Origin of the sequence: Streptomyces iranensis (assembly GCF_017874715.1) — a bacterium.
GTDB classification, from domain to species: Bacteria; Actinomycetota; Actinomycetes; order Streptomycetales; family Streptomycetaceae; genus Streptomyces; species Streptomyces iranensis.
On record NZ_JAGGLR010000001.1, the window covers coordinates 335512 to 360761 of the forward strand.

Genomic DNA, 25250 nt, shown 5'->3' on the forward strand with positions numbered 1-25250 from the left:
GGGCGCCCGCCGCGCGGGCCACCCGCCCCGCCCCCCGGGGTCCCGGCCGACGGCCGATCGGCGGTCTGCCCGCCGGTCAGAGGACGGCCGACTTCAGCGGCACCGAGGGGTCCTCGGCCCGCGTCCGGTCCAGCCGGGCGCCGCGCTCGATCAGCTTGCGCCCCTGAGCCAGATCGCGCGGACGGCCGACGGCCAGCAGGGCGACCAGGGCGCCCTCGCGCAGCCAGCACACCGACCAGGCGGCACCGGCCGGATCGCCGCGCCAGACCAGCTCATCGGCCTCCGAGTGGTGCCCGGCGTACTGCACGAAGCGCCCGAACTGCTCGGACCAGAAGTACGGCACCGGGTCGTACACCACACCGGGGAAGTGCGCGGCCGTCCGGCTCCCCACCACGTTGGCGGCGACGGTGCGCGGCCCCTGGAGCGCGTTGTCCCAGTGGTGCACCAGCAGCCGCGATCCGTAGCGGGCGGACGGGAAGGAGGCGCAGTCGCCGACCGCGTAGACGTCCGGCACGGAGCTACGCAGCCGGTCGTCGGCGGCGACGGACCGGTCCTCGGCCAGCTCCACGCCCGAGCCCGCCAGCCAGTCCGTGGCGGGCCGGGCCCCGATCCCGACGACCACCGCGCCCGCGCGCAGCCGGGTGCCGTCGCCGAGCAGCAGCCCGCTCTCGTCGACGGAGGCCACTCGGGCGCCCGTGACCAGCCGGGCGCCGTAGTCCTCGTACCAGGCCGACATGGGGGCCGCGACCTCGGCCGGGAGCGCGCCCGCCAGCGGCCGGTCGGCGGCCTCGACCACGGTCACGGCGCAGCCCGCCTCGCGCGCGGCCGTGGCGAACTCCGCGCCGATCCAGCCCGCCCCCACGACCGCGACCTCGCGCTGCCGGGCGAGCACCGGGCGCAGCCGCTCGGCGTCGTCCAGCGTGCGCAGCAGATGGACGCCGGGCTCTCCTTCGCTGCCCGGCAGCGGGATCGGCTCGGCGCCGGTGGCGATCACCAGGACGTCGTACGGGAGCTGGCCGGTCGCGGTCTCGACGAGCCGCTTGTCCGGGCGCAGGCCGGTGACCTGGACGCCGAGGCGCAGGCCGATGCCGAGCCCGGCGAAGTCCACGTCGAGCGTCGAGCCCTCGGCCTTTCCGAGCAGTACGGCCTTGGACAGCGGGGGCCGGTCATAGGGCTGGTGGGGCTCCGCGCCCAGCAGGACGATCTCCCCGGTCCAGCCCTGTTCGCGCAGCGCGACGGCGGTTTGCACTCCCGCCATGCCCGCGCCGACGATCACCACGCGCTGTCCGGCGCCGTTCGAGGACGGCTTCGTCGTCGTCTCATCGCTCACACGATCACTGTATTGCGGCTGGTGGGGCGGACTGGAGAGTGGCTTACGAGAGGTCGGACACAGAGCGGGGGGCCGGGCGGGGGTCGGACGGGGGTGGGAGGGGGCCGGACGGGGTGGGCGGGGTGCGGGTTGTGGGCGCCTCCGGCGGTGAGCCCCCACCCCGCCCCTTCCCGAAACGATGGGGCTGCGCCCCCTCGGCCCCCACCGGGGCTCCGCCCCCGGCCCCGCTCCTCAAACGCCGGAGAGGCTGGGTTATGGCGCTCCGCGCCCGGCCCCGCTCCCCGAACGCCGGAGACGCCGGGTGCGCGGAGCTCCGCCCCGGGCTCCCGATCCTCAAACGCCGGAGAGGCCGGGGGTGCGGGACTCCGCCCCCGGCCTCGCTCCCCGAACGCCGGAGAGGCTGGGTTACGGGGCTCCGCCCCCGATCCTCGTTCCTCTAACTCCCCCAGCTACCGCTGGGAGGTGCCCGCTGGAGGGGGTGGGTGGGGTATCGCCGGGGCGGGGTTGCGACGTACCGGGAGCGGGGGGAAATCGCCGAAGCACGGGGCGGGACACGCTGAAGGGCTGGATTGCCTGGTGTGCGGCCGCTCTTTCGGGCGATTCGGGGCACGTACTAGGGTGGCGGGACAGAGCACTCGCGGGAGCCCGGACGGACCGGGCTGAGAGGGAGGCTGGAACGGCCTCCGACCGTACGAACCTGATCCGGGTCATGCCGGCGAAGGGAGGGGCAGCGTGTCCACGCACGCACCAAGTCACGACGACGGACCACACACCTCAGGCGGTCCGCCACCCGGCGGACGCTACGACGCCCTCGTCATCGGCGGCGGCATCATCGGGCTGGTCACGGCCTGGCGGGCGGCCCAGCGCGGGCTGCGCACCGCGCTCGTCGACCCCGCGCCCGGCGGCGGAGCCGCCCGGGTCGCGGCCGGGATGCTGGCGGCCGTCACCGAGCTGCACTACGGCGAGCAGACCCTGCTCGGCCTCAACATGGCCTCCGCGCGCCGCTATCCGGACTTCGTGGCCGAGCTCGAGGAGGCCAGCGGCCAGGACGTGGGCCACCGCGCGTGCGGCACGCTCGCCGTCGCGTTCGACGCCGACGACCGCGCCCATCTGCGTGAGCTCCACACCTTCCAGCAGGGGCTCGGGCTGGAGTCCGAGTGGCTGACGGGGCGTGAATGCCGCCGTCTGGAACCGATGCTCTCGCCGGGCGTACACGGCGGGCTGCGTGTCGCCGGTGACCACCAGGTGGACCCGCGGCGGCTGACGGCGGCGCTGCTCACCGCGTGCGAGCGGGCCGGGGTCGCCTTCCACCGCGGCCGCGCGGAGCAGCTGCTGCTGGACGGCGACCGCGCCACCGGAGTCGAGCTGACCGGGGGTACGCGCCTGGCCGCCGAGCGGACCGTACTGGCCGCGGGCAGCCTCAGCGGACGGCTCGCGGGCGTTCCCGAGGACGTCCTGCCGCCCGTACGGCCCGTCAAGGGGCAGGTGGTGCGGCTGTCGGTGCCCGAGCGGTACGCGCCGTTCCTCTCCCGGACCGTACGGGCCGTGGTGCGCGGCGGGCCGGTCTACCTGGTGCCGCGCGAGAACGGCGAGCTGGTCATCGGCGCGACCAGCGAGGAGCTGGGCTGGGACACCACGGTCACCGCGGGCGGGGTGTACGAACTGCTGCGGGACGCCCATGAGGTGGTACCCGGCATCACCGAACTGCCGCTGGTGGAGACGTCCGCCGGGCTGCGCCCCGGCTCCCCCGACAACGCCCCGATGCTCGGCCCGACCGCGCTGCCGGGGCTGTTGCTGGCCAGCGGCCACTTCCGCAACGGCGTGCTCCTCACCCCGATCACCGGCGATGTCATGGCCGAGGCCCTCACCAGCGGAGAACTCCCCCCGGAGGCCCAGCCGTTCAGCCCGAGGCGCTTTGCGGCCCCCGCGGACACCGCGGACACCGCCCCGGCCCCGGCCGCCCCCGCGCCCGGCTCGGCGGCGCCCTCTCCCGGTGCCCCCGGCGCCGCGCACTCCCCAGCACAGGAGCAGCACACATGACCGTCTCCGTCAACGGCGAGCCTCGCGAGGTGCCCGAGGGCATCACGCTCGACCGGCTCGTCGCGACCCTCACCCAGGCGCCCTCGGGTGTCGCCGCCGCCGTCAACGAGACGGTTGTCCCGCGCACCCAGTGGTCCGCGACCTCGCTCGGCGACGGTGATCGCGTCGAGGTCCTCACCGCGGTCCAAGGAGGCTGATCCCACCCATGGCTCCCACCACGACCACCCCGACCACCACGACCACCACGACCACCCCGGTCGCCCCGACCACCCCAGCCGTCACCACCACCGCCCCCGACGCCACGACGGCCCCCGGCGTCACCGACCGCGCGACGCCCGCCGCGCCCGACCCGCTGACCATCGCCGGGACCGACTTCGGCTCCCGGCTGATCATGGGCACGGGCGGCGCGCCCAGTCTGGAGGTTCTGGAGCGTTCGCTGCTGGCCTCCGGCACCGAGCTGACGACCATCGCGATGCGGCGGCTCGACCCCACGGTGCAGGGGTCGGTGCTCTCCGTGCTCGACCGGCACGGGATCCGCCCGCTGCCCAACACCGCCGGGTGTTTCACCGCCGGTGAGGCCGTGCTCACCGCCCGCCTCGCCCGGGAGGCCCTGGGCACGGACTGGGTCAAGCTGGAGGTGATCGCCGACGAGCGCACCCTGCTCCCCGATCCGATCGAGCTGCTGGACGCGGCCGAGATCCTGGTGGACGACGGGTTCACGGTCCTGCCGTACACCAACGACGATCCGATCCTGGCCCGGAAGCTGGAGGACGTCGGCTGCGCCGCGATCATGCCCCTCGGCTCCCCGATCGGCTCCGGGCTCGGCATCCGCAATCCGCACAACTTCCAGCTGATCACCGAGCGCGCCACCGTGCCGGTGATCCTGGACGCGGGCGCGGGCACGGCGTCGGACGCCGCGCTGGCCATGGAGTTGGGGTGTGCGGCGGTGATGCTCGCCTCGGCCGTCACCCGGGCCCAGGAGCCGGAGCTGATGGCGGGGGCGATGCGGCACGCGGTGGAGGCGGGGCGGCTGGCCCACCGGGCGGGCCGGATCCCGCGCCGCCACTTCGCCGAGGCATCGAGTCCGGCCGAGGGCCTGGCCGCCCTGGACCCCGAGCGCCCGGCCTTCGGCTAGGCCCTGGGCCTTCTGCTGGGCCCGACGCCTTCGGCTGGGCCCAGCGCGTTTCGGCCAGGCCGCCCTGGGCCTTCGGTCAGACCCAGGGCGTCCGGCCAGGCCCAGCGCGTCCGGCCAGGCCCAGCGCGTTCGGTCGGCCGGTGTCCTCGCCCCGTGGGGCCCTACCGTGGAGGGAGGGAGCAGCCCACAGCCCGGAGGTGGTCGCCGTGACCGTGACCGTGGACGACCGGATCGAGCGCGAGGTGTACGTACCGGCGCCGATCGACCGGGTGTGGCGGGTGCTGACCACGCCCGAGCACATTCGCGCCTGGTACGCCCCCGGCGGCTGCGAGATCGATCCGCACCCCGGCGGGCGGCTCCGGTTCCGCTGGGACGAGCACGGAGAGTTCCACGGCCAGGTCGAGCGGGCGGTCCCGGATGCCCTCTTCCGGTTCCGGCTGGCCCTGGAGCCCGATCACGCCCCCTCGGACCCCGGTGAAGCCACCCTCGTGGAGTTCGCGCTCTCGCCCGAGGGGCGGGGCACCCGGCTGCGGTTCGCGGAGAGCGGTATCCGCGCCCTGGCCGTTCCCGACGACGCCAAGGCCAAGCACGCCGAGTACGCCACGCTGTCCTGGACCTCCGCGCTGGAGGAGCTGGCCGCGATCGCCGCCGCGTCGCACAACTGACCCGCCGGTGTCACCGTTCCGCTGCAGTACCCGCCCCACCTGGGGCGGGCGGTCCTGGCCGATATCGGCGCCTCGTAGACTTCCCCCGTGGATACGACCCTCCAGGACCCCCTCGTCGGGCAGGAGCTCGACGGCCGCTACCGCATTGAGGCGCGCATCGCCGTTGGCGGGATGGCGACGGTCTACCGGGCCGTCGACACCCGGCTGGACCGTGTGCTCGCGCTGAAGGTGATGCATCAGAGCCTCGCCTCCGACGCCGCCTTCGTCGAGCGCTTCATCCGGGAGGCGAAGTCCGTCGCGAGACTCGCGCACGCCAATGTGGTCGCCGTCTACGACCAGGGGGCAGACGGCAGCCATGTCTATCTGGCCATGGAGTACGTCTCGGGCTGCACCCTGCGCGATGTGCTCCGCGGGCGCGGGGCGCTGCATCCGCGCGCCGCGCTGGACATTCTCGAGCCGGTGCTGGCCGCGCTCGGCGCGGCCCACCGCGCCGGTTTCGTCCACCGCGACATGAAGCCCGAGAACGTGCTCATCGGGGACGACGGCCGGGTCAAGGTCGCCGACTTCGGCCTGGTCCGGGCGGTGGACACCAACACCAGCGCCTCCACCGGCAGCGTCCTCGGCACCGTCTCGTACCTCGCGCCCGAGCAGATCGAGCACGGCACGGCCGACACCCGCGCCGATGTCTACGCCTGCGGTGTGGTGCTGTACGAGATGCTGACCGGCGCCAAGCCGCACGGCGGCAGCACCCCGGCGCAGGTCCTTTATCAGCATCTGAACGAGGACGTCCCGCCGCCCTCCGCCCTCGCGCCCGGGGTCGCCCCGGAGCTGGACGCGCTGGTGGCCTCGGCCACCGCGCGCGCCGTCGAGGCGCGCCCCGCCGACGCCGTCGCGCTGCTGAGCGCGAGCCGTGCGGTGCGGGCCGCGCTGACCGACGACCAGCTGGACGCGGTGCCGCCGCAGGCCAAGGAGGACCTCTCGGCCGGGTCCGAGAACCGTACGGCGGTGGTTCCGCGCCCGTCGGCGGCCCCCGACGACCAGGACCAGCTCAACCACACCAGCCGTCTGGAGCTGCCCCAGGAACCGCCCCGGCAGGAGCGGCACCGCCGGGGCGGCCGCGGCGGCCGGGGCCGGTTGCCGCGCCGCGGGATCGTGACGATCGCCGCCGCGGTGCTGCTGGCGATCGCCCTCGGTGTCGGGGTCTGGTACATCAGCGTCGGCCAGTTCACCGAGGTCCCGCCGGTGCTGCGGAAGACCCAGGCGGAGGCCGAGAAGAAGCTGCACGGCGCGGGTCTCGATGTGAAGGTCGTCAACGAGTTCAGCGATGTCATCCCCAAGGGGAAGGTCATCGGCTCCAAGCCCGGTCCGGGTGAGCGCATCCGCGACACCGGCACCGTGACCATCCGGGTCTCCCAGGGGCGCCCGCGGGCCGAGGTGCCCAATGTGGTGGGCATGCCGCTCGCCGAGGCCAAGCGGAAGATCGCGGACCAGGGGCTCACGGTCGGCAAGGTCACCGGCCGCTTCAGCAGTGAGACGGCCCAGGGCTCGGTCCTCTCGACCAGCCCGGCCCCCGACTCCGTGCGCCGCCCCGAGACACCGGTGTCGATGGTGGTCAGCAAGGGCCGGCCGGTCGACATCCCGGACGTGGTGGGCGATTCGGTCGACGAGGCCCGGTCCACGCTGGAGGACGAGGGCTTCAAGGTGAAGATCGCCGAACGGCAGGTGTTCTCGGAGGAGGACAAGGGCTCGGTCGCCGAGCAGTCCCCGTCGGCGGACGACGAGGGCGCCAAGGGCGACACGGTGACGCTGACGGTCTCCAAGGGCGTGCAGATGGTCGAGGTGCCGGACGTCACGGGGATGAACGTGGACGACGCCAAGGCGGAGCTGGAGGACGCCGGGTTCGAGGTGGACGTCGAGAAGGCGCTGCTGTTCCCCGGGGACAAGGTGCAGGACCAGTCGGTGGAGGGCGGCGACGAGGCGCCCAAGGGCAGCACGATCACCATCAGGACCAAGGGCGGCGTGTTCTGAGAACTCGGGTGCGCACCAGCTCCTCGGCCCACCGATGGGTTGACCCCGCCCAGGGCGCGACGACGATGGACACGCGGGCCCTTCGCACCTGGGACCCTTGATGACGTGAGTACGCATCGCATCCGCAACCCCATCGGTGGCCATATCCGTGTGGCCGGCGGCCTGGCCACCGTCGGTCTGGCGCACGCCGCCGACATCGGCGCCGAGACCGTCCAGGTCTTCGTCGCCAATCCGCGCGGCTGGGCCACCACGGCCGGTACGCCCGCCCAGGACGAGGCGTTCCGCGCCGGCTGCGCCGAGCGGTCGATACCGGTGTACGTCCACGCCCCTTACTTGATCAACTTCGGTTCGCACACCGAGGCCACGGCCGAACGCTCCGTCGCGTCCCTGCGCCATTCGCTCCGGCGCGGCAGGGAGATCGGCGCGCTCGGCGTGGTCGTCCACACCGGCTCGGCGACCGGGGGACGTCCGCGTGCCACCGCGATCGCGCAGGTGCGGGAGCGGGTGCTGCCGCTGCTGGACGAGCTGACCCGGGACGACGACCCCTGGCTGCTGCTGGAGCCGACCGCCGGGCAGGGCACCTCGCTGTGCGCGCTGGTGGAGGACCTGGGCCCGTATGTCGAGGCGCTGGACCGGCATCCCCGGCTGGGGGTCTGCCTGGACACCTGCCATGTGTTCGCGGCGGGCCATGACCTCGCCGCCCCGGGCGGTGTTAAGCAGACGCTGGACGAGCTGGTGGCCGTCGCCGGTGAGGGGCGGCTCAGGCTGATCCACGCCAATGACTCCAAGGACGTGGCCGGCGCCCACAAGGACCGGCACGCGAACATCGGCGCCGGGCATATCGGGGCGGAGCCGTTCCGCGAGCTGTTCACCCACCCCGCGACCGACGGGGTGCCGCTGGTAATCGAGACACCGGGCGGTACGGAGGGGCATGCGGCGGATGTGGCCCGGCTGAAGGAGCTGCGCGCCGGGGCGGCCTGAGAACGCGCCCGGCGCGTTGAGGAATACCCCTAGGGGGTATAGCGTTGACAGTGGTCGACGAATCCGCGATCACCGCTGGGGGTACGGACATGCGGCAGCATGAGCACACGCAGAGCGGACCTCATGAGCACCATGGCCACCAGGGCCATGGGCACGAAGGCCATGGGCACCAGGAGCACCATCAGGAGCACCACGGGGGCGCGACCAGCTGGTCGATGGCCGCCCAGGCCACCCTGCACTGCCTCACCGGCTGCGCCATCGGCGAGGTCGTGGGCATGGCCATCGGCACGGCCCTGGCCTGGCACAACGCCCCGACCATGATCCTCGCGATCGTGCTCGCCTTCGTCTTCGGCTACTCCCTGACGATGCGGGGCGTGCTACGGGCGGGGCTCGATGTGCGCAGCGCGCTGCGGGTGGCACTGGCGGCCGACACCGTATCGATCACGATCATGGAGCTGGCCGACAACGCGACGATCGTCGTCTTCCCGGGCGCGATGGACGCGACGCTGTCGGACGTTCTCTTCTGGCTCAGCCTGGCCCTGTCGTTCGTGGTGGCGTTCCTGGTCACCACGCCGGTCAACAAGTGGATGATCGGGCGGGGCAAGGGGCACGCGGTGGTCCACCAGTACCACTGACCGCACAACGGCGGCGTGACCGAACACCGCTACCCGGCGGCCCGGCCTAGAGCTCCGGGCCGTCGCCCGGCTCCTCCTGGTAGGAGTAGCGCTTCTCCGTCCAGGGGTCGCCGATGTTGTGGTAGCCGCGCTCCTCCCAGAAGCCGCGGCGGTCAGCGGTCATGTACTCCACCCCGCGCACCCATTTCGGGCCCTTCCAGGCGTACAGATGGGGCACCACCAGCCGCACCGGAAAGCCGTGCTCGGCGGTGAGCAGCTCGCCGTCCTTGTGGGTGGCGAAAATCGTGGTCTCCGCCATGAAGTCCGACAGCCGCAGATTCGAGCTGAACCCGTATTCGGCCCACACCATCACATGAGTGACATCGGGCGCCGGCGGTGCGAGCTTCGCGATCTCCAGCGAGGAAACCCCGCCCCATTCGGCGTCGAGCATGCTGAATTTGGTGACGCAGTGCAGATCGGCCACGACCGTCGAGTACGGCAGGGCCGAGAACTCCTCATGCGTCCAGCAGTGTTTTTCGCCGTCCGCCGTGGCGCCGAAGACCCGGAACTCCCATCGGTCCGGCTTGAACTTCGGGACCGGCCCATAGTGCGTAACCGGCCAACCGCGCTGCAGTCGCTGCCCAGGAGGCAGCTTCGCGAGCTCCCCCTCGCGGCTTTCCGACTGACCCATGGGCTCCATGGTCTCAGACCGCCGGGGGTGGTCGTGACCAGGGCATCGAGGACAGGCACAACTCGTACTAAGCGTGCACTTACTGGACGCCCCAACAGGCGCGGTGCGACGATGCGCGGAACCTGCCGTTCCCGATCGGATTGGAAGGAGCCCCTCCGATGCAGGGTGACCCCGAGGTTCTCGAGTTCCTCAACGAGCAGCTGACCGGCGAGCTGACCGCGATCAATCAGTACTTTCTGCACTCAAAGATGCAGGACCACTTTGGCTGGACTCGGCTTGCCAAATACACCCGGTCGGAGTCTTTCGACGAGATGAAGCATGCGGAGATCATCACCGACCGCATCCTTCTTCTGGATGGGCTGCCCAATTATCAGCGGCTCTTCCATGTCCGGGTGGGCCAGACGCTGACCGAGATGTTCCAGGCTGACCGGCAGGTGGAGATCGAGGCGATCGACCGCCTCAAGCGGGGCATCGAGCTGATGCGGTCCAAGGCGGACATCACCTCGGCGAATCTCTTCGAGTACATCCTCGCCGACGAGGAACTCCACATCGACTATCTCGACACTCAGCTGGAGCTGATCGAGAAGCTCGGTGAGCCCCTCTACATCGCCCAGCAGATCGAGCAGCCCAGCGACAACGGCGACAACTACTCCGGGAGCGGCAAGGGCCACTGAGCCCGCGGCGGCAGAACTCGCGGCGGCCGAAACAGCGGCGGCCGAACCGGTCCGCCGGTCAGGCCGCCTCGGCCGTCGTCGGCCCTGAGAGGGAAGCGGCGGCGGATGCCGTCGTCGTGGCCGTCGTCAGGACGACCGGGTCCAGCGCCTCGCGCCGGGGGCACGCACCGCGGCCCAGCAGCGCCTGGATCTTCCGCACGCACGATCCGCAGTCCGTGCCCGCCTTGCAGGCACCGGCGATCTGGCGCGGGGTGCACGCGCCCGTTTCCGCGTGCTGACGCACCTGCTGCTCGGTGATCCCGAAGCATGAGCAGACGTACACGGGCTCTCCAGCGGTGGCATCGACGATGGCATTGATCAGTAAGGTAACCCTTACCTTACCTGTCGCGCCGGACCCCCACAACAAACAGCGGGCGCGGATCCCTGTGATCCGCGCCCCACCTGCGTCTTTATGATCTCTACTGGCCGGGCTCTACTGGTCCCGGTACATCTCCGCCACCAGGAACGCCAGGTCCAGCGACTGGCTGCGGTTGAGCCGCGGGTCGCACGCCGTCTCGTAGCGCTGGTGCAGATCGTCGACGAAGATCTCGTCGCCACCGCCCACGCACTCCGTGACATCGTCGCCGGTCAGCTCCACATGGATGCCGCCCGGATGGGTGCCGAGCTCCTTGTGGACCTCGAAGAAGCCCTTGACCTCGTCCAGCACATCGTCGAAGCGGCGGGTCTTGTGCCCGGACGCCGCCTCGAAGGTGTTGCCGTGCATCGGGTCGCAGACCCAGGCGACCTGCGCACCGGAGGCGGTCACCTTCTCCACCAGGTTGGGCAGCTTGTCGCGGATCTTGTCCGCGCCCATCCGGGTGATGAAGGTCAGCCGGCCCGGCTCGCGGTCCGGGTCGATCCGCTCGATCAGCGACAGCGCCTCTTCCGGCGTGGTCGTCGGGCCCAGCTTCACGCCCACCGGGTTACGGACCTTGGCGGCGAACTCGATATGCGCCCCGTCCAGCTGCCGGGTGCGCTCGCCGATCCAGACCATGTGCCCGGAGACGTCGTACAGCTCACCGGTGCGCGAGTCGGTGCGGGTCATCGCCGTCTCGTAGTCCAGGACCAGCGCCTCGTGCGAGGAGAAGAACTCGACGGTCTTGAACTCCTCCGGGTCCACCCCGCAGGCGTTCATGAAGGCCAGCGCCCGGTCGATCTCGCGCGCCAGCGCCTCGTAGCGCTGGCCCGAGGGCGAGGACTTCACGAAGTCCTGGTTCCAGGCGTGCACCTGCCGCAGGTCCGCGTAGCCGCCGGTGGTGAAGGCGCGCACCAGGTTCAGCGTCGAGGCCGACGCCTGGTACATCCGCTTCAGCCGCTGCGGGTCCGGGATCCGCGCCTCGGGGGTGAACTCGAACCCGTTGACGGAGTCGCCGCGGTAGGTGGGCAGGGTCACCCCGTCCCGGGTCTCGGTCGGCTTGGAGCGCGGCTTGCTGTACTGCCCGGCGATCCGGCCCACCTTCACCACCGGGACGGACCCGGCGTAGGTCAGCACGGCGCCCATCTGGAGGAGCGTCTTGAGCTTGCTGCGGATCTGGTCGGCGCCCACGCCGTCGAATGCCTCGGCGCAGTCACCGCCCTGGAGCAGAAACGCCTCGCCCCGCGCCACGGCCCCCAGGCGGTGCCGCAGCGCGTCGCACTCGCCCGCGAAGACGAGCGGCGGATAGGACTCGAGCTCAGCGATCACATCGCGCAGAGCCGCTCGGTCCGGCCAGTCGGGCTGCTGCGCCGCGGGAAGAGACTGCCAGGTGTGGCCACCGGCGTGGGTTTCAGCGTTCACGGTCACCCGCACAAGGTTACGGGGTCTCCACGGCCGTCCAGCCCGCTGCCCAAAGGATGAGACACCGTCCCTCACGCTTTGAGCTCGAACCACACCTTCTTGCCGGGCGCGCCCTCGGCGCGGTCGACGCCCCAGGCGTCCGTGATCAGCTCCACCATCGCGAGTCCTCGCCCGTTCTCGTCCCACGGCCGCGCGGTGCGCTTGACCGGCAGGGCGGGCGAGGTGTCCCCCACCTCGACCCGCAGCTTCCCCTCCTCCGCGAGCAGCAGCACGGTGCAGCTCCGGTCGGGCACGTACTTGATCACGTTCGCCAGCAGCTCGGTCACGGCCAGCCCGGCGGCCTCGGCGAGATGCGGCATGCCCCACATGACGAGGAACGTACGGACCATACGGCGGATGTGGCAGGCCGCGTGCGCGGAGAGCGCGGTGAAGGTCAGGTGGTACTGGGGCGGTGGGTACGCGATGTCTTTGTTCACGCCACAAGGGTGGATCCGGACGATTACGCTGGGCTACCTCACGAACACAACGTGCTGGTTGTTGGGGGCTGCCATGCCGAACATCCGAAAGCTGGACCCGACTACGTCTCCGATGCATCACCTCGGCGCGGAGCTGCGCCGGTATCGGGAGGCCGCGGGCCTCACGCAGGACCAGTTGGGCGGGAAGGTGTACTGCACGGGGTCGTTGATCGGTCAGTACGAGACGGCGAAGAAGATTCCGACCAACCGCTTCACCATGCAGTTGGACGACGTGCTGAACACGGGCGGCGCGCTGCTGCGGCTGCTGGAGATGGCGTTGCGCTTCGGCGTGCCCCTCGAACTCAAGGATCACAGCGAACTGGAGGCCGAAGCCACCCAGAAGTTCGTGTTCGAGATGGCTGTAGTGCACGGCCTGCTACAGACCCCGGACTACGCACGGGCGGTGCTCGGCGTGCTCCGCAAGGACATGGTCGAATCGCGGCTGGAGCAGCGATTGTCACGCCAGAAGATCCTCAACGGGGAGCGCCCGCCGCTGCTGTGGGCCGTGCTCGGCGAAGGGGTGCTGTGCCAGGAGATCGGCGGCCGGGACGTCATGCGGGCCCAACTGGCGCACCTGTTGAGCTTCCGCGATCACCCACACGTGCACATCCAGATCCTGCCGTTCACGGCCGGAGCACATGCCGGTTTTAGTGGGGCTTTCTCGCTGCTGCGGTTCAAGAACAGCCCGGATCTGGCGTACGACGAGACGTACAGAGCGGGCTATATGTCCGCTGATCCGGAGTACGTCGGCGACCTCAGCCTTCGTTACGCTCACTTGCAGGCTGCCGCCCTGTCCGTAGTGGACTCGGCGGATCTGATCGCGCACGTGATGGAGGAACGCTATGGAACGCAGTCCTGAGTGGCGCAAGTCCAGCTACAGCGGGGACGACGGCGGCGAATGCGTGGAGGTCGCCGAGATACCCGGCCGGGTCGCCATCCGCGACTCCAAGAACCCCGACGGCCCCGTCCTGCTCCTCTCCCCCGCCGCCTTCGGCGACTTCGTCACCGCCGCCGCGACCGGCACCCTCTGAACGACCGTGACCGCCGCCCGCCCTCGCGGACGGCGGTCACGACACCGAATCCCACGTAGGCCGCCCAATGAACGTCCCGCCCCTGCCGGACTGGGTGATCCCGCCTCCCGGCGGTTTCACCGCCGAGGATCTCCTGCGGCTGCCCGGACTTCCCCCGCACACCGAGCTCATCGACGGCAGCCTCGTCCTCCCGAGCCCGCAGGAGAAATGGCACAGCCGGGTGATCACTCTGCTGGTCGCGGAGCTGGACCGGCAGGCCCCGGATGGGCTGCGGGCCGACCGGGAGATGACCGTACGACTCGCGAAGCGCCAGGCCCCCGAGCCGGACGTGGTCGTGGTGACCAGCAAGGCGTACGACCGCGACGAGCCGTCCACGTACTACGTCCCCGAAGACGTCGTGCTGGCCGTCGAAGCCGTATCGCCGGACTCGGAGGAGCGGGACCGCGACACCAAGCCCCGGAAGTACGCGAAGGCGGGCATCCGGCACTACTGGCGGGTGGAGAACGACGCGGGGCGGACCGTGGTCTACGTCTACGAACGCGACCCGGCCAACGAGTGCTTCGCCTTGACCGGTATCCACCACAACCAGCTCAAGTGCACGACGCCGTTCACCATCGACATCGACCTCACCTCCGTGGGCAAGCGCTCCCCGTGACGAAGGTCCGCACCAAGCACACACAGGACGCGTCGCGCAAGAACGGGCGTCCGGGCATCCTCTGGCCGTTTACGGTCATGTCGTGAAGATGTCGTGATGGAACCGTGCATTCCTCGGACGCTGTTCGGGTGACCGGCCCACCCCCGTGGCCGGTCCTCATCCGAAGGAGTGCCCCATGAGGAAGTTGCTCCGCCGCGGTGCCGCCGCCTTCGCGGCCGCCGCCTCGCTCGTACTGATGTCGCTCAACGCCACACCCGCCCAGGCGGACTCATCGGCCATCCCGTCCGGGATGACCTGGACCGTGCTCGCGAAGGGGACCGACGGCACGATCAGGGTGGGCGCGGACTCCGCGACCGACGCGTACAACGGTGACACCGCCGCCACGGCGACACTCCCCATGCTGTGCCTGAGAGTCAATGGCAGCGCCGTGCCCAGTGGGATCACCCCGGACTTCTACGCGGGCTGGGCACGCGGCACCGTGGCGGCGACGCCGCCCGTACTGGGCAAGTCGCTGACCAGCCGGGCCGCGGCGGACGCGATCTGTGCGCAGTACTACGGCGCGGACTGGCGGGAGGCCGAGTTCCACGACGGCCGATACGGCGCCAACCTGGAGGCGAGCGGTGGCTGGTCCTTCTGGGCGTACGGCTACGTCCCGGACGGCACCCGCTTCTGGACCGCGATCAACGATCAGCCCGCGAACCCCTGGAACTGATCCTGTAGGGTTTTCGACATGCACGCGCGACTGGCCATGACCTGGTGGTGGACCGCTCATCCGGCGGCCCGCTGAATCGCGCATTCCCAAGATCTCGCGAAGGCCGCCCGAGGGGCGGCCTTCGGCGTTTCCGCGGGTCGTTCCTCATTCCGGAAGGAATCACCCGCCATGCAGAACCCTCATGCTCAGGCCGTCGTCGCACGGCTGCTCTCCGACGACGCGCCGCCGTTCGCCCTGCTGCACCGCCGCACCCCGGGCCGGGCCCCCGACACCGTCGAGGTGCTGCTCGGCCCGGTCGGCGAGGTGGAGCGGCTGACCGACATCCCGCTGCCGACCGGGACCCCACGGGACGGCGCCCCGGTGGCGGACGCCCTCGCGCTGGTGCCGTTCCGGCAGATCCGCGAGCGCGGGTTCGAGGTGCGCGACGACGGGACGCCGCTGGCCGTGCTGCGCCCGGAGGAGAGCTACGAGCTGCCGCTCGCCGAGGCGCTGGAGGCGCTGCCCGCGCACCCGGTGCGGGTCGAGGACGGGGCGTTCGACGTGGCCGACGAGGCGTACGCGGAGATCGTGAGCCGGGTCATCGAGGACGAGATCGGCACCGGCGAGGGCGCCAACTTCGTCATCCGGCGGACGTTCCGGGGCGAGATCCCGGGGTTCGGGAGTACCGACGCGCTCGCGCTCTTCCGGCGGCTGCTGGCCGGGGAGCGGGGCGCCTACTGGACGTATGTGGTGCGGCTGCCGGACGGTCGGACGCTGGTGGGGGCGAGCCCTGAGGTCCATGTGCGGATGTCCGGGGGGACGGTCGTGATGAACCCGATCAGCGGGACGTACCGCTACCCCGAGGGCGGGCCGAGCGCCGAGGGGCTGCTGGAGTTCCTGCACGACCGCAAGGAGGTGGAGGAGCTGTCCATGGTCGTGGACGAGGAGCTGAAGATGATGTGCACCGTCGGCGACATGGGCGGGACGGTGATCGGGCCCCGGCTCAAGGAGATGGCGCATCTCGCGCACACCGAGTACGAGCTGCGCGGCCGCTCCTCGCTCGACGTCCGGGAGGTGCTCCGCGAGACGATGTTCGCGGCGACCGTCACCGGCTCCCCGGTGCAGAACGCGTGCCGGGTGATCGAGCGGTACGAGCCCGGTGGCCGCGGCTACTACGCGGGGGCGCTCGCACTGATCGGCCGGGACGGCGGCGGCGCCCAGACCCTGGACTCGCCGATCCTCATCCGCACCGCCGACATCGACGCCGGGGGATCGCTGAAGGTGGCCGTCGGCGCCACGCTCGTCCGCCACTCGGACCCGCGCGGCGAAGTGGCCGAGACACATGCGAAGGCCGCCGGGGTGCTGACCGCGCTGGGCGTGCGGCCCGCGCCCGTACGGCCCGAGGCGGCGGGCCCGCGGCCGCGGCTCACGGACGATCCGCGGGTACGGGCGGCGCTGGACGCGCGGCGGGCGGACCTGGCGCCGTTCTGGCTGCGGATGCAGGCCCCCGAGGAGCCCCGGATCGGGGGGTTGTCCGGGCATGCCCTGGTGATCGACGCCGAGGACACGTTCACCGCGATGCTCGCGCATCTGCTGCGCACCTCGGGGCTGACCGTGACCGTGCGGCGGTACGACGAGCCGGGGGTGCGGGAGGCGGCGCTGGCGCATCAGGGGCCCGTGGTGCTCGGCCCCGGTCCTGGCGACCCGAACGACGCGGCCGACCCGAAGATGCGGTTCCTGCGGGCGCTGGCCGCCGAGCTGGTGGCCGGGCACCGGCACGGGCTGCTGGGGGTGTGCCTGGGGAACGAGCTGATCGCGGCCGAGCTGGGGCTGGAGATCGTGCGCAAGGACGTGCCGTTCCAGGGCGCCCAGGAGCGGATCGACTTCTTCGGGCGCGAGGAGACCGTCGGCTTCTACAACACCTTCACGGCGCGCTGCGACGAGGCGGCGGAGACGGAGCTGGCGATGCACCGCGTGGAGCTGAGCCGGGACCGGGCGACCGGCGATGTGCACGCGCTGCGCGGGCCGGGCTTCGCCGGGGTGCAGTTCCACCCGGAGTCGGTGCTGTCGCGGGGCGGGGCGGCGCTGGTGGCGGAGCTGCTGGCGGCCGTGCTGGTCTGAAGCGCCCGCAGGCCCGAGGGACGGCTGGTCCGACGGGCCCGCCCGCCAAGGGGGCAGCTGGTCCGACGGGGCCACCGGCCCCGAGGGCGGCGTGACGATGGGGCCACCGGCCCCGAGGGCGGCGTGACGATGGGCCGGGTGCGACTTCCGCGCCCGGCCCATCGCCGTACTGCACCCAGACGGCCTCAGCCGAAGAAGACCTCGGCCTCGGCGTAGAGCGAGGGATCGACCGTCTTGATCCGTGCGGTCGCCTCGGCAAGCGGTACCCGGATGATGTCGGTGCCGCGCAGCGCGACCATCTTTCCGAAGTCCTCGTCCCGGACCGCGTCGATGGCGTGCAGCCCGAAGCGGGTGGCGAGCCAGCGGTCGAAGGCGCTGGGCGTGCCCCCGCGCTGGACATGGCCGAGGACGGTGGTGCGGGCCTCCTTACCGGTACGCTTCTCGATCTCCTTGGCCAGCCACTCGCCGACCCCGGAGAGCCGGACATGGCCGAAGGAGTCCAGCGTGTCGTCCTTGAGGACGGCGTCGCCGTCCCTGGGCATCGCACCCTCGGCGATGACCACGATCGGGGCGTAGCGGATCTTGAAACGGGATTCGACCCAGGCGCAGACCTGGTCGACGTCGAAGCGCTGTTCAGGGAGGAGGATGACATTGGCGCCGCCGGCGAGCCCCGAGTGGAGGGCGATCCACCCGGCGTGACGGCCCATCACCTCGACGACGAGCACGCGCATATGCGATTCGGCGGTGGTGTGGAGCCGGTCGATGGCCTCGGTGGCGATGTTGACGGCGGTGTCGAAGCCGAAGGTGTAGTCGGTGGCGGACAGATCGTTGTCGATGGTCTTGGGGACGCCGACACAACGGAGGCCGTAGTCGCCGGAGAGCCGCGCGGCGACGCCGAGGGTGTCCTCGCCGCCGATCGCGATCAGCGCGTCGACCTCCTGCTTGACCAGGGTCTCCTTGACCCGGCGGATGCCGTCCTCGCTCTTGAGCGGATTGGTGCGGGAGGAGCCGAGGATGGTGCCGCCGCGTGGCAGGATGCCGCGCACCGCGCGGATGTCGAGGGGAACGGTGTCGTTCTCGAGAGGGCCGCGCCAGCCGTCCCGGAAACCGATGAAGTCATAGCCGTATTCCTGTACGCCCTTGCGCACGACGGCGCGGATGACCGCGTTGAGCCCGGGGCAGTCACCGCCGCCGGTCAGCACTCCGACCCGCATCGTTTCTTCCCTTCTCCCGTGGAATCCCGTGATTGGGCCCGGTACGGAGAGCCACGCTAACGGTGATCCAGGTCACACGGGATGGGGCGTCGGACGATTCCCCCGCGAATCAAGGGAGTTGGTTTTGAACTTCACCCGTACGAGGGGGTGACGCGGTGTCACCGGCCCCGGCCGGAAGGCGTCAGGCGTCGTCCAGGCCGCGCTCGATGGCGTAGCGGACCAGCTCCACACGATTGTGCAGCTGGAGCTTGCCGAGGGTGTTCTGGACGTGGTTCTGCACCGTGCGGTGCGAGATGACCAGCCGCTCGGCGATCTGCTTGTACGAAAGCCCCTTGGCCACCAGCCGCAGCACCTCCGTCTCACGCTCGGTGAGCTGCGGGGCGGCGGGCTGGTCGGCGGCGGTGGGGGCGGGCTCGCCCGCGAGCCGCCGGTACTCGCCGAGCACCAGGCCCGCGAGGCCGGGGGTGAACACCGGGTCGCCGACCGCCGTACGGCGCACCGCGTCCAGCAGTTCCTCGGTGCTGGCCGACTTCAGCAGATAGCCGGTGGCCCCGGACTTGACCGCCTCCAGGACGTCCGCGTGCTCACCGCTCGCGGAGAGCACCAGCACCCGCAGCTCGGGGCGGTCGGCGAGGGCCTCCTTGCACACCTCGACCCCCGGCAGTCCGGGCAGGTTGAGGTCGAGCACCAGGACGTCGGGTCCGGCGGCCTTGGCCCGGCGGACCGCCTGCGGTCCGTCCCCGGCCGTGGCCACCACGTCGAACCCGGCCTCGGACAGGTCCCGGGCCACCGCGTCGCGCCACATCGGATGGTCGTCGACCACCATCACCGTCACCGGGCGGCCGTCGTGCTGAGCGGTCATCGTGCCGCTTCCCCCTTCTGCTTGGCCTTCATCGCCGACGCCTTCGGAACCGTCAACTCCACTTCGGTGCCCTGTTCCGGCGCCGAGATCCACTCGGCGGTGCCGCCGAGGTCGCGCAGCCGTCCCCGGATCGACAGGGCCACCCCCAGGCGGCCCTCCGCCTCCGCGTCCGCCAGCCGTCCCTCGGGGATGCCGGGGCCATCGTCCCGTACGGTCACCATCACCGCGTCCGGCTCGTCCTCCAGCAGGATCCAGGCGTGGGCGTCCTCCCCGGCGTGGACCCGTACGTTGTCCAGGGCGGCGCCGACGGCGGCGGCCAACTCCCCGGCGACGCCCGCCGGGAGGAGCACCGGGGCACCCGGCTCGGAGAAGGTGACCCGGGAGCCCGCGTGCGGGGCCAGCAGGGCCCGCAGATCGCAGGGCCCCCCGTCGGAGCTCTCGGGGCCGGGAGGGCAGGGCGGGGCCGGCGGGTCCACCGCGCCCGGCGGGCCGCCCCGGCCGGCTACGGCCTCCGTCTCGTCCCCGGTACGCGGCCGGGTCACCAGACCGGTGGAGACCAGGGTGCGCAGCGCGATCTCCTGCTCCCCCGCCATACGGCCCAGTTCGGCCGCCTCGCCGCCGATCGCGGCGCCGCGCCGCTGCACCATGGCGAGCACCTGGAGCACGCTGTCGTGGATGTCGCGGGCCAGCCGCTCCCGCTCCCGGGTGGCCGCCTCGATGCGCAGCGCGCGGGCGAGGGTGCGCTCACTGGCACGGGCCACCTCGACCACATAGCCGATGCCCACGCTCGCCACCCACACCAGCGACAGCATGTGGAGGGTGTCCTGGGCGAATCCGCCGCGCTCGATCACATTGGCGGCGCAGACCACGGTGGAGGCCGAGGCGCCCCAGCGCCAGCCGCCCTTGATGGCGAAGCCGAGGACCGCGCCCATCGTCCATATGGAAGGCAGCGTGGGGGTGCCCTCGGCGATCCGGTCGTGGCTGTCCACGAGCGGGGTCAGCAGAATGCCGGTCACCGCGATGCCGAGATCGCCGACGAGGAACCGCCGGGTGCAGCGCTCGGCCGAGGCGACCATCCGGAAGGTGAGCGCCGTCCACAGCGTCAGCACCGCCATGTAGACGACGGCGCCGATCGGATGGTCGTAGTCCTCGAAGGAGTAGACGCACAGGCCGAGCGCGTAGAGCAGGGTGAGCACCCGGTAGGCGGTCAACGCCTGCCACAGCGGCTGCTCGACGGACATCCGCACCACGCGCTCACCCCCGGCGCGCTCCCGTTTGGACCGCTCCCTGGACCGCTCCGTCAACGTCCCCCACCCCCGGTGCCGGCGCGGCTAGGCGCCGGACTTGTGTTTGTCCTTCTCCTTCTCGGCCTTCTCCTTCTCGGCCTTCTCCTTCTCGGCCTGCTTCTTCTCGGCCTGCTTCCGGGCCGTCTCCGCATCCGCGATCTGCCGCTTGGCGGCGGTGGCGTAGACGTCCACGTACTCCTGGCCGGAGAGCTTCATGATCTCGTACATGACCTCGTCGGTCACCGAGCGCAGGATGAAGCGGTCGCCGTCCATGCCGTGGTAGCGGCTGAAGTCCAGCGGCTTGCCGATCCGGATACCGGGCCGCATCAGCTTCGGCATGACCTTGCCGGGGGGCTGGATCTTCTCGGTGTCGATCATCGCCACGGGGATCACCGGGGCGCCGGTCGCGAGCGCGACCCTTGCCAGACCGCCCGGCTTGCCCCGGTAGAGCCGTCCGTCGGGCGAGCGGGTGCCCTCGGGGTAAATGCCGAAGAGCTCACCGCGCCTGATCACCTCGATGCCCGCCTTGATGGCGGCCTCGCCGGCGCCGCGCGAGCCCGAGCGGTCCACCGGCAGTTGCCCGACGCCCTTGAAGAAGGCCGCCGTGAGCCGCCCCTTGACGCCGGGGGTGGTGAAGTACTCCTGCTTGGCGATGAAGGTGACCTTGCGGTCGAGCACCGCGGGCAGGAAGAAGGAGTCGGAGAAGGAGAGGTGGTTGCTCGCGAGGATGGCCGGACCCTCGGCGGGGACGTGCTCCAGCCCCTCCACCCAGGGCCGGAAGGTGAGCTTCAACGCACCACCCACCGACAGCTTCATTGCGCTGTAGAACAACCGGGACCTCCTGTATCCGACGAGGAGACCTTAACCTGCCTACCCCGTATGCGGCGCGCCGCGTACGCTGAGGACCCGAGCCCGCTTCCCCAGCGAACGGAGATCCGTGGTGCCGCTCCTGCCCGGAGCCGAGCCGTTCCGCCACGACGGCGGAGAGATCGGCGTCCTCGTCTGTCACGGATTCACCGGCTCCCCGCAGTCCGTGCGGCCCTGGGCCGACCATCTCGCGGCCCGTGGGCTGACCGTTTCACTGCCGCTGCTTCCCGGCCATGGCACGCGCTGGCAGGACCTCGCCGTCACCGGCTGGCAGGACTGGTACGCGGAGGTGGACCGCGAGCTGAGCAGGCTCTCCCGGGCCTGCGAGCGGGTGTTCGTCTGCGGTCTGTCGATGGGCGGCGCGCTCGCGCTGCGGCTGGCCGCCCAGCACGGCGCGGCGATCAGCGGCGTGGCCGTCGTGAATCCGGCCAACCGCATCCACGATCCGCTGGCCGTCGCCCTTCCGGTGCTGCGTCATCTGGTGCCGTCGGTGAAGGGCATCGTGAGCGACATCGCCAAGCCGGGCGCGCGGGAGTCGGGTTACGAGCGGATGCCGCTGCACGCCGTGCACTCGATGCGCCGCTTCTACCGGGTGGTCGACGCCGAACTGCCGCAGGTGACCCAGCCGCTGCTGGTGATGCACAGCCCCCAGGACCATGTGGTGCCGCCGGCCGACTCCGAGCGCATCCTGAGTCAGGTGTCCTCGCGGGACGTCACCGAGCGGCTGCTGGAGCGCAGCTACCACGTGGCGACGCTGGACCACGACGCCGAGTTCATCTTCGAGGAGACGGACACGTTCATTACCCGGCTGACGGCGGGTATGGGTGAAGACACCACCCGGACCGGCCTCGGGAAGGGCAGCGGAAAGGAGGGGGCGGCGGCCAGTGGCTGAGCGCGACTCGAATGGACACGAGGCGGACGCGCGGCGGGACGACGACGCCACCTTCGCCGCGATCGTCGCCGCGTACGGGGAGGAACCGCAGGACCCGCCGGGCGCCGAGCGTTGGCCCGCCGCCGAGAACCTCGACGAGGAGCGGGACCGGGACCGCCGGTCCGCGGCGGACGGCGACACCGACGCCGAGGGGGCCGGTGACGGCGAGGCGGCCACGGGCGGGCTGACCAAGCCCGACAAGGCCGAGAAGCCGGGCGGCTTCATCGTCTACGCCCCGGGCGTGGGCCCCCGCGACTGGGAGCCCGAAGAGCCGTCCGAGGACGACTTTGACGAGACCGACGAGGGCCATTTCGTCCCGCCCGAGCCGCCTCCGCTGCCCGAGTCCGACACCACTTCCCGCTTCGCCTGGCTCGGAGTGCTGGGCGGGCCGCTGCTGCTGCTCGGAGTGGTGCTGTTCCGGGTGGAGATGGTCTGGTGGATCGCCACGCTGGGCGTCGGCGGCTTCCTCGGCGGCTTCGTCACGCTGGTGCTGCGGATGAAGGACGACGACGATGAAGAGGACGACGGCCCGGGGCGCGGCGCCGTCGTCTGACCCCGGCGCTCCGGAGCCGGGCGCGCCCCGGCTCCGGCTTCGCGCCCCGGCTCCGGCTTCATGCCCACCCGCTCAGACCGGGGACACCCGGGGCAGCCTGAGCGCGGCCAGCACCGGAAGGTGGTCCGTGGCCAGGCGGAGGTCCGCGTCGGTGACGCCCGGCAGCCCGGCCGGGACCCCACAGCCGATGATCTCGATGCCCTCCGAGGCGAAGATCCCGTCGATGCGCTGACGCGGGTCCTTGGGGGAGAAGGTGGCCTCGCTCCCCCAGGGCTCGGTGGCCCAGCCGTCCCGCAGCCTTCCCGCGATCCGGCGGAAGGCGCGGCCGTCCGGCCGGTCGTTGATGTCACCGGCCGCGATGGCGTACGGGACGTCCAGCGCGGTCAGGTGGTCCAGCAGCATTCCGGCCTGCTCGTAGCGCTCGGCCTCGGCGAGGCTCAGATGGCAGCTGACCACACCGAGCCGGACGCCGGTGCCGTCGCCGTTCTCCGGGCGGCCGGTGTCGCGGAGGCCGGTGCCGCGGAGGCCGGTGCCGCGGTCGCCGGTGTCGCGGAGGCCGGTGCCGCGGTCGCCGGTGCCGCGGAGGTCGGTGTCGCGGTGGCCGCCGCCGAAGCGCAGCACGGCGGTGGCGAAACCGCGCCGGTGCAGCCCGGGGACGCGCGGCAGCAGGGTGTCCTCGGCGTGCTCCACATGGGCGCGCAGCGAGGTGAGGATCATCGGGCCGGCGGCGGTGGCCCCGCCCGTGGTGTAGACGAGGCCGGTCTCCCGGGCCAGCCAGGCGGCGGCCTTGCGCCAGCGGAAGAAGCGCGGCGCCTCCTGGACGCAGACGACATCGGGGGCACAGGCCCGGATCACCCGGGCCAGCGCCTCACGGTCGTCCCGCATCGAGCGGATGTTGTAGCTGAGCACCCGCACCACCGCCGCGTCCGGGCCGGTGGTGGATCCGGGCAGGTCCGCGAGCGGCACGTTCCCCCCTCGCGTCTCAGCCCTGGCGGGCCAGGTCGGCGGCGCCGACGAGCCCGGCCTTGCCGCCGAGCTGGGCGGCGAGCACCTGGGCGTGCGGACGCCACTGATTGCCCACCAGCCAGCGCCGGAAGGACTTGCGGATCGGCTCCAGGACGAGATCGCCCTCGTCGGAGACCCCGCCGCCGACGATGAACGCCGAGGGGTCGAAGAGCGAGGCGAGGTCGGCGAGCCCGGCCCCGGCCCAGCGGGCCAGCTCGCGGAAGGAGTCGATGGCGACGGGGTCGCCCTGGCGGGCGGCGTCGCTGATGTGCTTGCCCTCGATGCCCTCGGAGGTGCCGTCGCCGAGGCCGAGCAGGACCGTGGCGTTCTCCGGGGTGGCGGCGGCGCGCTGCTGGGCGTAGCGGACCAGGGCACGGCCGGAGGCGTACTGCTCCCAGCAGCCCTGGCTGCCGCAGCCGCACAGCAGACCGTCCGGGACGACCCTTATGTGGCCGAACTCGGCCGCGACGCCGAACCGGCCGCGGTGCAGCTTGCCGCCGATGATGATGCCGCCGCCGAGGCCGGTGCCGAGGGTGATGCAGACGACGTCGTCATGGCCGACCCCGGCACCGAAGCGGTACTCGCCCCAGGCCGCGGCGTTCGCGTCGTTCTCCACCACGACGGGCAGGCCGACGCGCTGCTCGACCTTGTCCTTGAGTGCCTCGTGCCGCCAGTTGATGTTGGGCGCGAAGAGCACCGTGGCGCGCTTGTCGTCCACATATCCGGCCGCGCCGATGCCGACGGCCTCGATCTCATGCCCCTCGCTGACGATGCGCACCGCGTCCGCGATGGCGTCGACGACTCCCTCGGGAGTGTGCGGGGTCGAAACCTGGCTCGTCTCGAGAATCGAGCCCTCTTCGTCGACCACGCCGGCCGCGATCTTCGTGCCGCCGATGTCGACGCCGATGGTGAGTCCCATGAGTCCCTCAGTTATTTGGTCGAACCCCGCCGAGGCTAACGGTACCGGAGGTAGCGCTCAGTCGAGGTCGATGTGTTCACTACTCGAACTCTCGGATTCCTCGCCGCTGCCCTTGGAATCACCCTCGGTGCCCTGGGTCCAGCGTCGCTCCTGGCCGGTCACGGCGGCGCGATAGGCGGCGAGCAGCTCGGATCCGGCGCTGGCGAGGTGTTCGAAAACCTCTGGATTGCGCTCTATGACCGGTTCCACCCCGGCCTTCGCCTGTGCGATCAATTGTTGTACGGCCCCCTGAACCGCGGTCCCGGCGATCGGCGTCTGGGCGACCTTCTCGGCGAGCGCGTCGGCCAGCTTGAGGAACTCCTCGGCCACGCTTCCCGGCTCCTCGGTGGTCTGCCGGGCCCGCTGCCTGGCCCGCTCGGCTGCGAGGTCCTCCTCACAGGCCCGCTCCCAGGCATCGGGGTCGATCTCGGTGACCGGCACATCGGTGACCGGGGGCTCCGGGGGGCGCTCGGTGGCATCGCTCATGGCGAACTCCTGCGGCGGGGATGCTGGCTGCCCGGTGACGTTCATCCGGGCTTGTGACCGACGTTACCCGAAGGAGGGGGGCGGGGTCAGAGCCGGAGACC

The 25250-nt window shown here is 71.6% G+C and carries 28 protein-coding genes and 1 riboswitch; of the genes, 16 read left to right on the forward strand and 12 right to left on the reverse strand.

Annotated elements, in window-relative coordinates; all coding sequences use genetic code 11:
• Positions 1-76: 76 nt before the first annotated feature.
• Complete coding sequence (locus J2Z30_RS01495; RefSeq protein WP_078956957.1) at positions 77-1330, reverse strand: NAD(P)/FAD-dependent oxidoreductase; 1254 nt, start codon at positions 1328-1330, stop codon at positions 77-79.
• Between the two features lie 627 nt (positions 1331-1957).
• Positions 1958-2071: riboswitch (TPP riboswitch) on the forward strand.
• Between the two features lie 75 nt (positions 2072-2146).
• Between J2Z30_RS01495 and thiO the strand changes: the two genes are divergently transcribed.
• The 7 genes from thiO to J2Z30_RS01530 all read left to right on the forward strand — a co-directional run bounded on the left by thiO (position 2147) and on the right by J2Z30_RS01530 (position 8814).
• Positions 2147-3370, forward strand: a complete 1224-nt coding sequence (gene thiO, locus J2Z30_RS01500) for a glycine oxidase ThiO (protein WP_078957390.1) — start codon at positions 2147-2149, stop codon at positions 3368-3370.
• Positions 3367-3567, forward strand: a complete 201-nt coding sequence (thiS, locus tag J2Z30_RS01505) for a sulfur carrier protein ThiS (RefSeq protein ID WP_044576828.1) — start codon at positions 3367-3369, stop codon at positions 3565-3567. The genes thiO and thiS overlap by 4 nt, the downstream gene beginning before the upstream one ends.
• 194 nt (positions 3568-3761) lie before the next feature.
• Positions 3762-4505, forward strand: coding sequence for a thiazole synthase (locus J2Z30_RS01510; RefSeq protein ID WP_044582074.1), 744 nt, complete (start codon positions 3762-3764; stop codon positions 4503-4505).
• A 206-nt stretch (positions 4506-4711) separates the two neighbouring features.
• Positions 4712-5170, forward strand: a complete 459-nt coding sequence (locus J2Z30_RS01515; protein WP_052702117.1) for an SRPBCC domain-containing protein — start codon at positions 4712-4714, stop codon at positions 5168-5170.
• Between the two features lie 87 nt (positions 5171-5257).
• The gene (gene pknB, locus J2Z30_RS01520) at positions 5258-7198 is read left to right on the forward strand and encodes a Stk1 family PASTA domain-containing Ser/Thr kinase (protein ID WP_044576826.1); all 1941 of its coding nucleotides are present in this window, start codon (positions 5258-5260) and stop codon (positions 7196-7198) included.
• 105 nt (positions 7199-7303) lie between these two features.
• The gene (locus J2Z30_RS01525) at positions 7304-8179 is read left to right on the forward strand and encodes a deoxyribonuclease IV (RefSeq protein WP_044576823.1); all 876 of its coding nucleotides are present in this window, start codon (positions 7304-7306) and stop codon (positions 8177-8179) included.
• Between the two features lie 89 nt (positions 8180-8268).
• On the forward strand, positions 8269-8814 hold the full coding sequence (locus J2Z30_RS01530) for a DUF4396 domain-containing protein (RefSeq protein ID WP_044582072.1): 546 nt from the start codon (positions 8269-8271) through the stop codon (positions 8812-8814).
• A 46-nt stretch (positions 8815-8860) separates the two neighbouring features.
• Here J2Z30_RS01530 and J2Z30_RS01535 read toward each other — a convergent pair whose 3' ends face one another.
• Positions 8861-9484, reverse strand: a complete 624-nt coding sequence (locus J2Z30_RS01535) for a sulfite oxidase-like oxidoreductase (RefSeq protein ID WP_020872041.1) — start codon at positions 9482-9484, stop codon at positions 8861-8863.
• 158 nt (positions 9485-9642) lie between these two features.
• Here J2Z30_RS01535 and bfr point away from each other — a divergent pair, with 158 nt between their 5' ends.
• The gene (gene bfr / locus J2Z30_RS01540; RefSeq protein WP_044576820.1) at positions 9643-10158 is read left to right on the forward strand and encodes a bacterioferritin; all 516 of its coding nucleotides are present in this window, start codon (positions 9643-9645) and stop codon (positions 10156-10158) included.
• Positions 10159-10216: 58 nt separating this feature from the next.
• On the opposite strand, the gene J2Z30_RS01545 is transcribed toward bfr, so the two are convergent.
• From J2Z30_RS01545 to J2Z30_RS01555, 3 genes are all read right to left on the reverse strand, one after another.
• Positions 10217-10480 carry a (2Fe-2S)-binding protein gene (locus tag J2Z30_RS01545; protein ID WP_044576818.1) on the reverse strand — a complete coding sequence of 88 codons (264 nt, stop codon included), beginning with the start codon at positions 10478-10480 and terminating at the stop codon, positions 10217-10219.
• A gap of 150 nt (positions 10481-10630) precedes the next feature.
• Positions 10631-11980 (reverse strand): class II 3-deoxy-7-phosphoheptulonate synthase, encoded by a 1350-nt coding sequence (locus J2Z30_RS01550; RefSeq protein WP_044582071.1) that lies wholly within the window; start codon positions 11978-11980, stop codon positions 10631-10633.
• Between the two features lie 65 nt (positions 11981-12045).
• Complete coding sequence (locus tag J2Z30_RS01555) at positions 12046-12450, reverse strand: ATP-binding protein (RefSeq protein ID WP_044576815.1); 405 nt, start codon at positions 12448-12450, stop codon at positions 12046-12048.
• Between the two features lie 73 nt (positions 12451-12523).
• On the opposite strand from J2Z30_RS01555, the gene J2Z30_RS01560 reads away from it, so the two are divergent.
• The 6 genes from J2Z30_RS01560 (at position 12524) to J2Z30_RS01580 (ending at position 16987) form a co-directional block, all read left to right on the forward strand.
• Complete coding sequence (locus J2Z30_RS01560; protein ID WP_044576814.1) at positions 12524-13348, forward strand: helix-turn-helix domain-containing protein; 825 nt, start codon at positions 12524-12526, stop codon at positions 13346-13348.
• Positions 13332-13520: a DUF397 domain-containing protein gene (locus J2Z30_RS01565; protein ID WP_044576810.1), complete on the forward strand. Its 189-nt coding sequence runs from the start codon at positions 13332-13334 to the stop codon at positions 13518-13520. The genes J2Z30_RS01560 and J2Z30_RS01565 overlap by 17 nt, the downstream gene beginning before the upstream one ends.
• Positions 13521-13587: 67 nt before the next feature.
• Positions 13588-14175, forward strand: coding sequence for a Uma2 family endonuclease (locus J2Z30_RS01570; RefSeq protein WP_044576808.1), 588 nt, complete (start codon positions 13588-13590; stop codon positions 14173-14175).
• Positions 14176-14350: 175 nt separating this feature from the next.
• Complete coding sequence (locus J2Z30_RS01575) at positions 14351-14887, forward strand: thioredoxin domain-containing protein (protein ID WP_044576806.1); 537 nt, start codon at positions 14351-14353, stop codon at positions 14885-14887.
• Positions 14888-14905: 18 nt separating this feature from the next.
• Positions 14906-14962, forward strand: a complete 57-nt coding sequence (locus J2Z30_RS52245) for a trp operon leader peptide (protein ID WP_494486650.1) — start codon at positions 14906-14908, stop codon at positions 14960-14962.
• Between the two features lie 93 nt (positions 14963-15055).
• A complete protein-coding gene (locus J2Z30_RS01580) occupies positions 15056-16987 on the forward strand; it encodes an anthranilate synthase family protein (protein ID WP_044576803.1) in 1932 nt (643 codons plus the stop codon).
• Positions 16988-17172: 185 nt separating this feature from the next.
• Here J2Z30_RS01580 and J2Z30_RS01585 read toward each other — a convergent pair whose 3' ends face one another.
• The 4 genes from J2Z30_RS01585 to J2Z30_RS01600 all read right to left on the reverse strand — a co-directional run bounded on the left by J2Z30_RS01585 (position 17173) and on the right by J2Z30_RS01600 (position 21165).
• Positions 17173-18201, reverse strand: coding sequence for a 6-phosphofructokinase (locus J2Z30_RS01585; RefSeq protein ID WP_044576801.1), 1029 nt, complete (start codon positions 18199-18201; stop codon positions 17173-17175).
• A gap of 181 nt (positions 18202-18382) precedes the next feature.
• On the reverse strand, positions 18383-19063 hold the full coding sequence (locus tag J2Z30_RS01590; protein WP_044576798.1) for a response regulator: 681 nt from the start codon (positions 19061-19063) through the stop codon (positions 18383-18385).
• On the reverse strand, positions 19060-20304 hold the full coding sequence (gene macS / locus J2Z30_RS01595) for a MacS family sensor histidine kinase (protein WP_044582070.1): 1245 nt from the start codon (positions 20302-20304) through the stop codon (positions 19060-19062). The genes J2Z30_RS01590 and macS overlap by 4 nt, the downstream gene beginning before the upstream one ends.
• A gap of 90 nt (positions 20305-20394) precedes the next feature.
• Entirely contained in the window at positions 20395-21165 is a 771-nt protein-coding gene (locus tag J2Z30_RS01600) for a lysophospholipid acyltransferase family protein (RefSeq protein WP_044576795.1), read from the reverse strand.
• A gap of 124 nt (positions 21166-21289) precedes the next feature.
• On the opposite strand from J2Z30_RS01600, the gene J2Z30_RS01605 reads away from it, so the two are divergent.
• Both J2Z30_RS01605 and J2Z30_RS01610 read left to right on the forward strand, forming a co-directional pair.
• Complete coding sequence (locus J2Z30_RS01605; RefSeq protein WP_044582069.1) at positions 21290-22108, forward strand: alpha/beta hydrolase; 819 nt, start codon at positions 21290-21292, stop codon at positions 22106-22108.
• Positions 22101-22700, forward strand: a complete 600-nt coding sequence (locus tag J2Z30_RS01610) for a hypothetical protein (protein WP_078956955.1) — start codon at positions 22101-22103, stop codon at positions 22698-22700. The genes J2Z30_RS01605 and J2Z30_RS01610 overlap by 8 nt, the downstream gene beginning before the upstream one ends.
• Positions 22701-22772: 72 nt before the next feature.
• Here J2Z30_RS01610 and J2Z30_RS01615 read toward each other — a convergent pair whose 3' ends face one another.
• The 3 genes from J2Z30_RS01615 to J2Z30_RS01625 are packed head-to-tail and all read right to left on the reverse strand — an operon-like array spanning position 22773 to position 25149.
• Positions 22773-23666 carry an endonuclease/exonuclease/phosphatase family protein gene (locus J2Z30_RS01615; protein ID WP_044576790.1) on the reverse strand — a complete coding sequence of 298 codons (894 nt, stop codon included), beginning with the start codon at positions 23664-23666 and terminating at the stop codon, positions 22773-22775.
• Positions 23667-23682: 16 nt separating this feature from the next.
• Positions 23683-24624 (reverse strand): ROK family glucokinase, encoded by a 942-nt coding sequence (locus J2Z30_RS01620; protein WP_044576788.1) that lies wholly within the window; start codon positions 24622-24624, stop codon positions 23683-23685.
• A gap of 57 nt (positions 24625-24681) precedes the next feature.
• Complete coding sequence (locus J2Z30_RS01625; RefSeq protein WP_044576787.1) at positions 24682-25149, reverse strand: DUF5304 family protein; 468 nt, start codon at positions 25147-25149, stop codon at positions 24682-24684.
• Positions 25150-25250: the final 101 nt, after the last annotated feature.